11 protein-coding genes and 1 pseudogene are annotated in these 12,711 nt (G+C 70.7%); 4 read left to right on the top strand and 8 right to left on the bottom strand.

The genetic code is table 11. The features are described 5' to 3' along the window. Window positions 1-14: 14 nt before the first annotated feature. The 5 genes from OHA19_RS42915 to OHA19_RS42895 all read right to left on the bottom strand — a co-directional run bounded on the left by OHA19_RS42915 (window position 15) and on the right by OHA19_RS42895 (window position 4,860). Complete coding sequence (locus tag OHA19_RS42915) at window positions 15-1,553, bottom strand: alpha/beta fold hydrolase (RefSeq protein ID WP_331763039.1); 1,539 nt, start codon at window positions 1,551-1,553, stop codon at window positions 15-17. A 214-nt stretch (window positions 1,554-1,767) separates the two neighbouring features. Then, window positions 1,768-2,349 carry a pentapeptide repeat-containing protein gene (locus OHA19_RS42910; RefSeq protein WP_331749379.1) on the bottom strand — a complete coding sequence of 194 codons (582 nt, stop codon included), beginning with the start codon at window positions 2,347-2,349 and terminating at the stop codon, window positions 1,768-1,770. Between the two features lie 53 nt (window positions 2,350-2,402). Next, entirely contained in the window at window positions 2,403-2,948 is a 546-nt protein-coding gene (locus OHA19_RS42905) for a pentapeptide repeat-containing protein (RefSeq protein ID WP_331754522.1), read from the bottom strand. A gap of 359 nt (window positions 2,949-3,307) precedes the next feature. Then, window positions 3,308-4,048 (bottom strand): hypothetical protein, encoded by a 741-nt coding sequence (locus OHA19_RS42900; protein WP_405753493.1) that lies wholly within the window; start codon window positions 4,046-4,048, stop codon window positions 3,308-3,310. 149 nt (window positions 4,049-4,197) lie between these two features. Further along, window positions 4,198-4,860: a TetR/AcrR family transcriptional regulator gene (locus tag OHA19_RS42895; RefSeq protein ID WP_331754519.1), complete on the bottom strand. Its 663-nt coding sequence runs from the start codon at window positions 4,858-4,860 to the stop codon at window positions 4,198-4,200. Between the two features lie 280 nt (window positions 4,861-5,140). Between OHA19_RS42895 and OHA19_RS42890 the strand changes: the two genes are divergently transcribed. From OHA19_RS42890 to OHA19_RS42880, 3 genes and pseudogenes are all read left to right on the top strand, one after another. Beyond that, window positions 5,141-6,538 (top strand): MFS transporter, encoded by a 1,398-nt coding sequence (locus OHA19_RS42890; RefSeq protein WP_331749391.1) that lies wholly within the window; start codon window positions 5,141-5,143, stop codon window positions 6,536-6,538. Continuing rightward, a complete protein-coding gene (locus tag OHA19_RS42885; protein ID WP_331749394.1) occupies window positions 6,535-7,755 on the top strand; it encodes an FAD-dependent monooxygenase in 1,221 nt (406 codons plus the stop codon). The genes OHA19_RS42890 and OHA19_RS42885 overlap by 4 nt, the downstream gene beginning before the upstream one ends. Window positions 7,756-7,895: 140 nt before the next feature. Next, a pseudogene (locus OHA19_RS42880) lies at window positions 7,896-8,018 on the top strand (RNA polymerase subunit sigma-24); the annotation flags it as partial. 198 nt (window positions 8,019-8,216) lie between these two features. Here the strand turns inward: OHA19_RS42880 and OHA19_RS42875 are convergent. The 3 genes from OHA19_RS42875 to OHA19_RS42865 all read right to left on the bottom strand — a co-directional run bounded on the left by OHA19_RS42875 (window position 8,217) and on the right by OHA19_RS42865 (window position 11,060). Continuing rightward, complete coding sequence (locus OHA19_RS42875) at window positions 8,217-9,491, bottom strand: MFS transporter (RefSeq protein WP_331749397.1); 1,275 nt, start codon at window positions 9,489-9,491, stop codon at window positions 8,217-8,219. 81 nt (window positions 9,492-9,572) lie between these two features. Continuing rightward, window positions 9,573-10,103: a carboxymuconolactone decarboxylase family protein gene (locus OHA19_RS42870; RefSeq protein ID WP_331754516.1), complete on the bottom strand. Its 531-nt coding sequence runs from the start codon at window positions 10,101-10,103 to the stop codon at window positions 9,573-9,575. Window positions 10,104-10,211: 108 nt separating this feature from the next. Further along, complete coding sequence (locus tag OHA19_RS42865) at window positions 10,212-11,060, bottom strand: hypothetical protein (protein ID WP_331754514.1); 849 nt, start codon at window positions 11,058-11,060, stop codon at window positions 10,212-10,214. Window positions 11,061-11,647: 587 nt separating this feature from the next. Here OHA19_RS42865 and OHA19_RS42860 point away from each other — a divergent pair. Then, window positions 11,648-12,187 carry an ABC transporter permease gene (locus OHA19_RS42860; protein ID WP_331754512.1) on the top strand — a complete coding sequence of 180 codons (540 nt, stop codon included), beginning with the start codon at window positions 11,648-11,650 and terminating at the stop codon, window positions 12,185-12,187. Window positions 12,188-12,711 lie beyond the last annotated feature (524 nt).

Raw genomic sequence — 12,711 nt, 5'->3', positions numbered from 1 at the left:
ATCAGCGGAACGGGCTACGCCTCGCAGGTCAGGTCGCGCGCGGGGAGCCGCCCCGTGCGCAGGTAGGCGTTGACGCGCTGGTCGACGCAGGCGTTGCCGTACTCGCCGTACAAACCGTGCTGGCGGGCGCCGTGCACGGTGAGCAGCCGGGAGCTCGGCCACAGCTCGCGCAGGGCCTCGGCGCCGGCGTAGAGGGTGCGGGGGTCGGAGGTGGCGTTGACGAGCAGGGCCGGGACGTCGTTGTCGAGCACGGTCGGCGCCTCGGCGGGCCGGTCCCAGAACTCGCACGGGGTGATGTTGTTGGCCAGCGGCCCGACGAGGGGGAACCGCTCGCGGGACTCCTGGACCGCGCGCCAGTAGCTGCCGACCCCGCGCCGCTCGGCGACGTCGCCGCAGATGATCGCCGTCATCTGGCTGGAAGGGGCCGAACCTGCCCCGGTCAGCAGGAACTCCATCTGCCCGGCGAGTGCTTCGGACGGCTCGACCGGCTCCCGGTCCGCGGCGCGCGCCAGGAGACGTACGGTCGCGGCCAGTTCGGCGCGCCGCTCGTCGAGGTCGCTGCCGAGGCCGCCGATGAAGACGGCGGGGAGCACGTGCTCGTCCAGCAGGTATGCCTTCCCGATCCGCAACGGCTTCTGCGCGGCGGCGCCGAGGATGTGATCCACCGTCGCCAGGACCTCGGCGCGCGTGGCGCCAAGACCGTAGGTGCCGTGCCGTGCGGCAGCCCACGACGCCCATGCGCGCAGGGCCGCCTCGTTGGCCGCTTCGGCTCCGCGCAGCAGGGTCTGGCTGTAGTGCTCCGGGGAGTTGACGCCGTCGAGCACCATGCGGTCGGTGCGGCCGGGGAAGAGCTGTGTGTAGACCTCGCCGAGGTAACTGCCGTAGGAGTAGCCGAGGTAGGAGAGGGCGTCCGCGCCGAGGGCGGCGCGGACGACGTCCATGTCGCGGGCGGTGTTGCGGGTGGTGACGTACGGCAGCACGTCGCCGTGGGCGCGCTCGCACCGCCCGGCCAGGTCGCGTGCGACGGCGACCTCCTGGCGGTACGCCGCCGGGCCGGATCCCGCGGAGCGGACGAGGGCGGAGCCGAGGTCCCAGCCGCAGTCCAGTGGGGTGCTCCGGCCGACGAAGCGCGGGTCCATGCCGATCAGGTCGTAACGGCCGGCGACCTCTCCCATCACCTCCGACTTGGTCAGTGGCATGTGGAGGCTCGGGCCGGCCGGTCCACCGTCGTTGAGCAGCAGCGGACCGACACGGTCGGCGGTGTCGGTCGCCTTCAGGCGGGATATGGCGACGGTGATCGTGCGACCGTCGGGGTCGGCGTAGTCGAGCGGCACGGTGATGTCGGCGCAGTCGGCGCCGGCGGCGTCCAGCTTCTGGCCGAGCTCGTCGCCGGAGCCGAGGGCGCAGGCGTGCCAGTCGATGTGCTGGCCGTGGAAGCGGGCGATCGGGTCCGGGGCGGCGGCGGTGGCGGCAGTCGTCCCGGTGGTCGTGGCGGTGGCGGCGAGCACCACCGCGCATGCCACGAAGGCCTTGATACGCAGGGAAGTTGACATGCCCGCACGCTACGGGCGGCGGACACCTCGGCACACTCCGGGAGAACCCCGAAACCGGGTGGGGTCGTCCCCGAGAAATCTCAGCCGCCCGGCCCCGGAGCTGCCCGCCACCCTCGACATGCCCGGCCAGGTCGCCGGCTTCCTCTCCGGCCTGCGTCTGCTCGGCGGACCGCCGGGCGGCCTCACGTTCACCGGGGGCGGACCGGCGGTGTGGTCACGGCGCGGGGCGGGCCGCGAGCAGCGATGCGAGCGTGGCGCGGGCGGTGTGCCGACGGGACAGGCCGGACAGGGCGAGGTGCTCCTCGCCGAGGTCCGCGCCGTCATGGCGGACCGGCCCGTGGACGTCCAGGATCCGCAGCCCGGCCAGCCGTACGGATCCCTCGGCCGCGGCCAGCTGGTGTGCGTACGGGGCGACGGCGGCGTCGGTCGTCAGGTGTGCCGGGCCGCCGTCCGCGGGCGCCGCCGTCCAGCCGAACGGCCACCGCTGTTCGAGGTCGGTGGCCGCGGCGCGGGCGTCGGTGAGGTCGGCGGCGGGCTGGTCCAGGTACACCTGCGAGTCGAAGCGCGCGCCGCGGAACACCGCCGCGGCGCCGAACCGCACCTTCCAGAACCACGCGGCGCGCCGGAAGCGTGCGCCGCGGAACGACGCGGCACCGCGGAACGACGCGGCACCGCGGAACGACGCGGCACCGCGGAACGACGCGGCACCGCGGAACGACGCGGCACCGCGGAACGACGCGGCACCGCGGAACAGCGCCCCGTCCCCGCCCTCCTCCCAGGTCTGGTATTCACCCATCGGATACGCATCGGGCCAGTGAGGGCCGGCCTCGTTCGGCTCGCGCCAGGGGATCACGGTCGTCGGCCGGAACATCTCGTGCAGGCGTCGTCGTCGTCGAGATCCGCCCCGTCCTCTTCCTCCCAGACACCCTCCTCGCCGAAGCCGAACCAGGCGAGCCCGTCGAACCGGGCGGCGTCGAACCGGGCCCGGCCGTGGAACCGAACCCGGCCGAAGACGGCCTCCCCGCCGAACCGGGCCCGGCCGTGGAACCGGGCGTCGCAGGAGAACACCGCGCGCGGGAACACCGCGTCGTCCGCCCACCGAGCACCCTCGAACGTGGTCGCGCCGCGGAACAGGCAGTCGGCGAAGGTCGCGCGGGCGAACCGGCAGCCGGTGAAGTCGACGCCGTCCACGACCGCGCCGGTCAGGTCCACCGCAATGCCGTCCCAGCGGGCGGTGTCCGGCCCGGCAGCGTCCGGTACGGGGCGCAACCGGTCGGCGAGCATGGCGAGCGCCGCCCGCCGTACCTCAGGCCCGGCCGGATCGTTGCCGCCGTCCGCCGGGGGTTCGTCCCGGGCCAGGTGCTCGCGGACGAACGCGCAGACCGCCTCCGCCACGTCCGGCCGCGCAGGTCCGGATGCTCGTCGCCGAGCCGGGCCAGTTCGGCCACATCGTCCCGCCGGGGGCCGACGCCGCCGCCGCGCAGCCGCCCTGCGGCCGCCCGCACCGTGCCGGGCCGCCGGACCGTTGTCACCGAAGGCCACCACAGACACCCCACACGATTCAGAACGATCGGATTGCTCGGCTCCCGTACGGTAGCGGTTCGCCCGGAACCCACCGAGTGCGGCCCGTCGACCCGACCACCGACCACGCGGGTCCGAGACCTCCGCCCAAGGCCCGGGACGGGCTGGACAATGTCTGTGTCCTCATGGATACAGCCGTGGGCAGCCACCTCGCGGAGGGGAGGACGGAGGCCTCACCCTCTGGCGCCGGTTTCGGCCGCGACCCAGTTCTGCCAGACGCGGATCGTGTTGGGCACCTCGGGGTGATCCAGGAGCCGGAGAACGTAGCCGGCATGCAGCCTCGCCCATGGGTCGTCGGACCGGGCGGCTGTTTGAAGCCTGCCGCGCAGGTCCTCGCTGTCCACGGCTCGGGCAACGCGCAGGTACTCGCGGTCCTTGCAGCGGTATGCCCTCCGAACGACGATCTCGACCAGGTCGGTGAGCTTCGCCCTGACCGTCTCGTCATGGCCGGCGACCGCGACGTCCCGGATGAGGCTCTGTTTCGTACCCCACTTCTTGGCATGCAGGGTCCACTCGTGTGGATACCTTGCCTCCCATTCCAGGAAGAGGAGTGCGTAGGGCAGACCCGGCCATGTCCGGATATCGCCCGGAGGGCGGTTCCACAATGCGTTGGGCAGTACATGACTCCCGGCTTCGAGGTACGTCTCGTATGCCTGCAGGAAGGCCGGATCCCGCCATGGATCCCGCCACTGCTCCTTTCCACCGAGCGGCAGCGTCAGGCGCCACATCTCGTTGAACCGGCCATGCGCGTCCCGCACGTTCCCCTGGGTGTCAGCAAGGCGGACCAGTGCCGCAGCCCGTTCGGCGGGATCGTCGGCTATCAGCCCGTACGCCCAGCCCAACCGCGCGTCCCACGGATGGGTTCCATCAGCGTCCACGCCCGCATTCGTTTCCCTCGTCACGCAGGAGATCATGCCCCGGCGGTCGTCTCGCCGCACCGGGGCGCCCCGGCCGAACTCCTGAGCACCCTGGCCCGGCATCGTGCCCGCGTCGAGCTCGCGGGGGAGGGGGAGAGGGGGAAATGTGGGCTGACGGCGCACCGTTGCTTCGTGCTGCCCCGCCCCTACGCGGCCCGGTATGCCCGTAGAAAGGTCCGCACTCCCTCGACGACGAGTGGCTGGACGCGGGTGTCCTCGGCGGCATTCGCGGAGCCGAGCCTGTCCAGCGCGACGCCGAAGGCCAGCGCGATGAACTGGGCGGCCGCGAGGCGGGGGTCGGGGACATCGAGCAGCCCGGCCTCGTCGAAGGCGGCGAACCGCTCGGCAATTGCCTCGTCGGGGGCGTCGGCCATGGAGTTGTAGCCCTCGTGCGGCAGGTTGCCGGATTCGGCCCGGATCAGCCGTTGCAGCGTCGCGTACTCCGCCGAGCCGAGCATGTCGGTCGCGATGCGCATCGAGAACGTGATCAGGGCGTCCTCGAGATCGGCGGCCTCGGTGGGGCCGGAGAGGGTTTCGTCGAGGGTGCGCCGGATGGTGGTGATCAGCGACTGGCCCACGGAGTCGACGACTGCTTGCAGCAGCGTCCGCTTGTCGCCGAAGTAGTCGTAGACGGTCCGCTTGGACACCTCGGCCCGGGCGGCGACCGCGTCGACGCTGGACCGGTCGAAGCCGTCGGCGAGGAACAGCTCTCGGGCCGCCGAGAGGATGGCGGCCCGCTTCCGCGCGGACCCTTCGCGCAGTGTCTTCGTGGCCGCTGTCTTCGTGGTCGGCGTCTTCGTGGTGGGCATGGGCACATCCTAACCGTCCTACACTGCACGGTGTAGTGTAGTCTCGCCTCAGTACCTGCCGCACTCGTACACCTGATCGCCCGGCGCAGCCGTGCGGGCTCCAACTCACGCCACACATCTACGGGTTCACCCCGCCGGACGACCTCGGACCCGTCCACGGAGCACCATCCGCACCGCGCCCCGCGTGAATGGCCGTTGTGTCCGCGCCGGGCCCGGCAAGGCGGCAGCGCTACATGTACGACCGATTCCTTCCTCGCCTGCAATGACGGAAAGGACGTCCATGACCGCAACTCCGGCTCCCCCGGTTCGCATCGGGAAGGCCGCTGTCGGAGCCCTCGGCATGCTGGCAGTCGCCACCGGTGCCCTGGAATCGGTGGTGACGCCGACGCTGCCGCTCCTGCAACGCGAACTGGACATGAGCCCCACCGAAGGGGCGTTACTCAGCATCGTGCTCCTCATCACCGGCGCGCTCGTCACGCCGGTCGCGGGCAGGTTGGGCGACCGCTACGGCGGGAAACGGGTCCTGATCCGGCTGATGGCGGTGGTCGGTGCCGGCGGTCTGGCGTCCGCCCTGGCGCCGAACCTGCCGGTGCTGCTGCTCGGTCAGGTACTGCAGGGAGCGATGGTGGGCGCGCTGCCCCTGTCGTTCATCCTGGTGCGTGAACACCTCCCCGAGGGAGCGTCGAAGGTGGCGATCGGGGTGGTCAGCGGGTTGTTCGTCGGGGGCGGGATGGCGGGAACGCTGTCGGCCGGGCCCGTGGCGGAAGGGCTGTCCCGACACTGGATGTTCGCACTGCCGACGATCGCGGTCATCGGGGCCACGGTGCTCGTGAACAGGCTGATGCCGCACGATCCGCCGGGCCGGTCGGACGACGCCGCGGTCGACTGGCCCGGCCTGGTTCTCCTGAGCGGGACGCTGGCCACGCTCATGATCGTGCTCGCGCTGGCGCCCGACATCGGCTCGCAGCCACTCGTGCTCGGCGCCCTCATCGTGGTTCTGGCCGCCTTCGCGACCGGATGGACAGCCGTCGAGCGTCGTGCGGCCTCGCCGATGGTCGACCTGCGCATGCTTGCCCGGCCCGCGGTGTGGAAGTCGTGTGTGCTGACGTTCGTGATCTGCGTCGGCACCTCGGTGGCGGTCTATCTCGTCCCGCAGCTGTTCGCGGTGCCCGCCGACGAGTACGGTTTCGGGGCCGGCGCCACCGAGATCGGCTTCTTCCTGCTGCCCGGCGCCGTGGCCGCGTCGCTGGCCGGGCCGATCAGCGGGATCGGGGCGCGGCGTCTCGGCCCGCGTGCCGTGGTCACCGCCGGGATCGTCATCATGGTCGCCGCCCTGATCGGCCTGGCAGCCCTGCACACCGAGGTCTGGCACCTCGTCATCGGCAAGATGCTGATCGCGCTCGCCAACGGCCTGTGCGTCACGGCGATGGTGACCAGCACCGCCACATCCGTCGATCGAGGTGACACCGGCATCGCCACCAGTCTGGTTCTGGTGACGCGCGTGCTCGGCTACGCCGTGGGCGCGCAGGTCAGTGGTGCGCTCCTCACCGCCGGGACCCCTTCCGGGTCGGACGTCCCGGCCGAATCGGCCTTCGTCACCGGCTTCGTCATAGCCGGCGCCGTCACGGCGCTGTCCCTGCTTGTCGCCCGCACCATGAGCAAAGGAGTCAAGGAATGAACCGCACCGATGCGTTGAGGGACGTCCGCACCACGCCGAGGCGCAAGGTCCTGATATCCGGGGCCAGTATCGCGGGGCCCGCCCTGGCGTTCTGGCTGAACCGCTACGGATTCGCCGTCACGGTGGTCGAGAAGGCGCGCGCACCGCGTGACGGTGGTTACCCCATCGACGTGCGCGGCACCGCATTCGAGGTCGTCCGGAGGATGGGAATCCTGCCGCGACTGCAGGACGCGCACATCGACCTGCGCCGGCTGACCTTCCTCGAAGCGGACGGCAGCCAGGTGGCCTCGGTCGACCCGCACACCATCACCGGCGGTGTCGCGGGACGGGACCTGGAGGTTCGGCGCGGGGATCTGACCGACGCTCTCCACGCGGCGGTCCGTGACGACGTGGAGTTCTTGTTCGACGACTCCATCGACACCCTCGACCAGTCCGGCCACGGTGTGGACGTCACCTTCCGCGGCGGCAGCAGGCGTACGTTCGACATGGTGTTCGGTGCGGACGGTCTGCACTCACGCACCCGCGAGCTCCTGTTCGGCCCCGAAGCGCAGTTCCACCGGTACCTCGGCTACTGCTTCGCCGGGTTCACCATGCGCAACACCTTCGGGCTCTTCCGGGAGAGCACGGTGTGGAACACCCCGGGCAGGGCCGCGGCACTCTACTCCGTGGGGGACAACGACGAAGTGCACGCCTTCCTGAACTTCGCCCACCCGCAACCGCCGTTCCACGCGTTCCGGAACCCGGAAGCCCAACGGGACCTGGTCGCCGCGGTCTTCGCCGACGCAGGATGGGAGGTCCCAGGCATGGTCGCCGCCATGCGCGACGCGGACGACCTGTTCTTCGACGTGGTCAGCCAGATCCGCATGCCCCACTGGTCCAGCGGCAGGGTCGCGCTGGTGGGCGACGCCGCGTACGCGCCCTCGTTCCTCACCGGACAGGGCTCCAGCCTCGCGCTCGTCGGCGCGTACATGCTCGCCGGCTCCCTGGCCGAGCGGGACCACGCCGCGGGCTTCGCCGCCTACGAACACAACACCCGTGAGTTCGTGACCCTGAACCAGGACCAGGTCGGCGAGGGCGATGCCGCACTCTTCCCGACCACCGCCCAGGCCCTGGAGCGGCGCAACGAGATGCTGCGCAACCTCAGCGCCGTACCTTCCGAGGAGGGACGACCGGCCCATTCGGCCCTCACCCTGCCCGAATTCATGCCCATGACGTGAGCCCACCCCCGACGCCGGAGACGACTGGGTGCGCCGGTCACGGACATTGATCCTGCCTGCCTGCCTGCCCACCTCCTGCGGCGTGTTCTCCGGCTCGGTCCCCCGCAGCCTCACGAACCGCGCCGACCACGCGGGATCTCTTGGCGGCGCACCAGGACGGCAGCCTCGTGACCGTGTTCGCGTTCGAGATCGCGGGCGATCGGATCAGGCAGATCTGGGCAGTGCGCAACCCCGAGAAACTCCGACCCTGGCGGATTTGCTGACGAGCACCCACATCTCGATCGCGTCCTACTGATCGCCACAGGGCGCGATGTCAGTGGTCCCAAGTCGGTTGCCCGTGGATGATCAGCGGTCGGCATTTCCTCCGATGGACGACGTAGGACCCGGGAGCCCGTTCTGCGGGTCCCCGGGGGCCGTGACTCCTGATGGCGCGGCCGCGTCACTGCGCTGTACGCAGCGCTTCAGGCGGCCTTGGTGAGGGTGGACCGGTCCTTGCCGGGCGTGTGTCGGGCGGGTGCCACCGGTCTGGTCATGGCTCCTCGTGCGTCGTGGCGCGGCCACAGAAGAGGGGCACCGATCGCTCCCGCCCCGGCGAGGACCGCGAGGACCGACCAGGCGGGGGTGAAGCCGGCGGTCGTGCCGAGCCACCCCGCGACGGGATAGGTGATCAGCCAGGCGAGGTGCGACAGGGAGAACTGGGCCGCGAATGCCTCGGGGATCGCGTCCCGCCCGACGGAGGCGCGCAGGACCTTGCCGGTCGGTGTGATGATCAGTGCCATGCCGATGCCGATCACGGTCCAGATGATCGCCGTACCGGTCCATGTGGTCAGTCCGGCCGCGATGAGCGTCACCGCTGCGACCGTGCCGCCGACGAGGACTCCGGCGCCGGTCATCATGACGGTGCGGGCAGTGACCCGGTCGAGAACGCGGGGAAGCACGAGGGCGGCGAGGAGAGTTCCGGTGCCGGAGGCGGCGAGCATCCAGGCGACGTCCGACTGCGAGCCGTCGAGCTCGTCACGGACGTGGTTGACGGTGTTGACGACGACGATCGACCCCGCTGCCGCAACCACGAGATTGAGCGCCATGACGCCGCGCAGCCGGGGCGTCCTGAGGAAGGTCCTGATCCCTGCTGCCGCCTTGTCCCACGCCTTGGTGTGGGTACTGGGGCGGGCATCGGGGATGCGCGTCGACAGGACGAGCAGGGCGGAGACGAGGAATCCGGCGGCGGTGCCCAGGAACAGCCGGTCGAAGCTCATGAACGCCAGGGCGACGGCTGCCATCAGGGGGCTGAGCAGGCTCTCCATGGTGGAGGCGACCTGGGAGGCGGACAGGGCACGTGTGTAGTCGGACTCGTCGGTGACGATGTCGGGGATGACGGCCTGGAACGTCGGGGTGAACGCCGCGGAGGCGGCCTGGAGCAGGCCGATCAGGACGTAGATGTGCCAGACCTCGGTGATCAGCGGCAGCGCCAGGACCACCGCACCGCGGACCACGTCGAGGAGGACCAGGAGATTTCTCCTGGGGATCCGGTCGACGTACGCGGCAGCCAGCGGGGCTATGACCACGTACATGACCATCTTGATGGTCAGGGCGGTGCCGAGGACCATGCCGGCGCGCGGCCCGGCGAGGTCGTAGGCGAGCAGCCCGAGGGCCACTGTCGTCAGCCCGGTACCGAACAGGGCGATGACCTGGGCGCCGAACAGGTGGCGGTAGTCGCGGACGGCGAACAGACGCATGACGGGTTCCTTCCGTTTCCGTGCGGCGGGGCGCGGCCCCGGAGTGGAGGCCGTGCCCCGCGAGTACAGGCGGGGTTGTCTCTACGCACCGGTGTCGCTCCCCGGTGCGAGGCCGGCGAGCAGGTTGAAGGCGCCGGTGAGGATGTTGAGTGCGACGACGCCGACGACATCGGCTATCGCACGGTCGCTGTAGCCGTGCTCCCGCAGCGCGATGACCTGCTCGTCGGTGATCGACGTCGGCTCGCGGTAGATATGGAGGGCGAGGGTGATGATCGCCGCGATCGCGGGATCTGCCGAGGTACCCGCGTGGGCCCGCTCGATCTCTTCCTCGTCCACTCCCATGGCGCGGGCGGCACTGACGTGCGCGTCGAGGCACAGCCCGCATCCCTGCAGGACCTGGACGGCGATCGAGATCCGTTCGCTGGTCCTGCGGTCGAGCTTGGCTCGTCCCATGGCCCGGCTGAGCTGGAGGTAGCCGCCCAGCACGGCCGGCGAGTGCGCCATCGTGGAGACCATGTCACCGATCTGGCCATGGCGTGAGACCAGGTCGGCGAGGAGGTCGCGCGAGGCGCCGACCGCCGTGTCGGGCGTGAGTCGGGTCAGGCGTGGCATGACGCTCCTTCCGAAGTGGGGATGGGCCGGGGGCGGTGGGGTTCGACGAGCCGAGCGCCCCTTGGCCGTGCTGTGTGCCGCGGCAGCTGATCAGCGGCGTCCACGCGGTCAGTGGTGTGCGTGGTGGCCGTGGTGGTGGCTTCCGTGCTCGGGTGTGGCCTGGGGCGCCGCGTCCGAGCGGGGGGTGGCCGCGGTGGTCCGCACCGTGAACTCGGCCGTCCGGACGATGTCGTTGTGCTGGAAGTCCAGGTACAGGCGGTAGGTGCCGGCCGTGGGCGCGACCACCATGAAGGCGATCTCCGGTCCCGGTGCGGTGGTGCCGTCACCGGGTTCGCTCTCCGGGTGGACGTGGAGGTAGCCCAGGTCGCCGACGCGCAGTGCCACCAGGTGCCCGTACGCGGCCAGGTAGGGCTGCAGGTCGGTGATGGGGCGGCCGTTCCGGCTGACGGTGAGGGTCAGTCGGCTCTCCTCGCCGGGCAGGACTTCACCGTCGAGCGCGACGGTGTACTCGCCGATCCGCGCGATCCCGGTGGACTCGGGGAGCGGCCGCGGGTCGTACGGCCCGGCGACCGCGACGTCGATGCCGAGTGTCATGGTTCCGTCGTGGCCGGCCGGGTGGACGTCGGTGAAGAACCTCCAGTCCCCGGGATCCAGGCTCAGTTCGACGCTCCAGGTCCCCTTCCTGTCCATCACGGGGTGCACGTGCTGGAATCCGGCCGTGTCGCGCCGGACGGCGATGAAGTGCAGTTCTTTCTCGTGTTCGGGTATGAACTCGGTCACCGCCTGCCCGTCGGGGCCGGTCACCCGGAAGCTGATCGGCTGCACGCCGGAGTTGAGGATCGTCGAGTCGAGCACGAGGGTGTAGCCGTTGCGGGAGACCGACAGCCCACCGGGCTGGGCGTCGTGACCGCTGTGGGCGCCGTGGTCGGTCTGGTCGTGACCGGAGTGATTCCTCATGACATCTCCATAGGTGTAATGCGCCTTCTGGCGTCGTCCGTTCAGGACGTCGATCGTAACCATATACCCCAGGGGGGTATGTGGGATGCCTCGGCGGCCAAAATTTCGCGGGCCCCGGGGAGGTGCCAAGCCCGGCGGCAGTGGTGGCACAACCTCGGCGAGGCGGCCGGGCGGAGCGTCGCCCGACACCGCCGCCTGTGAGTACTGCGGCCCGAACCGGTCCGGGCCGCCCCTGAACTCGCGCGGCCGGCTTCGCGCTCCCGCGCGCGAGTCCTGCTCGCCTGGGGTTGTCCATCGAAGAGCCATGCAGATCAAGGGCGCCGCGCCCCTCCCCGGATCGGATTGCGGGGCGACGCAGTACGCCGGTGGGCTCCCAACCGCTCTTCCGGGAGGCTTCAGGTCCGTGCTCGTCGATGAATGAGGTCGTAGGGGGCAGGGTCGTGCCGCTCCCAGATCCGGCGAGAGGCCTCTTCCGGGTAGGGCAGGGTCCTCGACTCGATGTCCAGGACGCGAGTCAGTCGTCGCTCGTGCCTTCGTCGGCGAGAAGCGGACCGTGTCCTGCCCGACGACCCGGCCGCGGTGACTTCGTGGTCGCCCGTGACCTGGTCCGGGCCCACGACCTGGCCGCGCTCACCGACGACATCTTCGTCCCGGCGGGCAACAAGGCCTCCGCCGCGGTCCCCGGCACCGCCGTGCACGACGCCATGCAGTACGCCCTCGACGACTACAACACCGACGCGAAGCTCACCGACAGCCTGGCTGCCATGCTCATCGTCATCGCCGTCGGCTACAGCGTGATCGCCGTCGCCAACAGCATGGCCATGGCGGCCCACGGCCGGCGCCGCGACTACGCGGTCATGAAGTCCGCCGGCGGCACCGTCCGCCAGCTTCTCAAGCTGGCCGTCGGCGGGACCGCCCTGCTGGTGGTCGTCGGAGCCGGCCTCGGGGTCCTGGTGACGCTGCCCCCGTTGGCGGGAATGGCCTCCGGTCTCTCCCAGGCCACCTCGTCCGACGTCAGCCTGCACCTGAACGACGGAGCCATCGTCACGGCGATCGTCGGCACCCTGGCCGCGGCAGTCCTGGCGGGGGTGATGGTCACCGGGAGGACGCTGAGGAAGTCCGCCTAGGGGGCTGTCCCGCCAGGGACTGCGGGACAGCCCTCAGCCGCCAGGTCAGTGAGAGTGCCCGCCTGATCACGGAGGACCGGGGAGGAGGTGAAGGGAACGAACGACCGCAGCGGGCAAGGGAAATAGAAGGCGGCTCCGAGGATCACCCCTCGGAGCCGCCTTCGTACATCCGTCTCCGTGTTCCTGCCCCCCGCCCCCCCGCGCCCCATTACCCCGCGGAGCGACGTGCCGGAAGCCGGCACACACCCGCCCGCCGCAAATGGAGAGTTGACGGTGCCACTGACTCTGCTGGCCGCCGCCATCGACGAGTGGCTGCAACCGGCACGGCCGCACCCCTGTCTACAAGAAAGGCGTTCAGGCGGTGCCGCAGATCGATGGCTCCCAGATAGCTGTCACCCTCGACGATCCACCAGTGGGTGGCGTGGACGCGCCCCTCTCCCCAGGACAACTGACCTGTCCGACTGCTGCTGCAGTTGCCTGACCCAAGCCGAGAAGACCTCGGGGCCGTCGCGGTCGGCTTCGGG

The organism is Streptomyces sp. NBC_00012 (assembly GCF_045040875.1).
Classification (GTDB): Bacteria; Actinomycetota; Actinomycetes; order Streptomycetales; family Streptomycetaceae; genus Streptomyces.
This window is presented reverse-complemented; position numbering and strand designations above follow the sequence as displayed.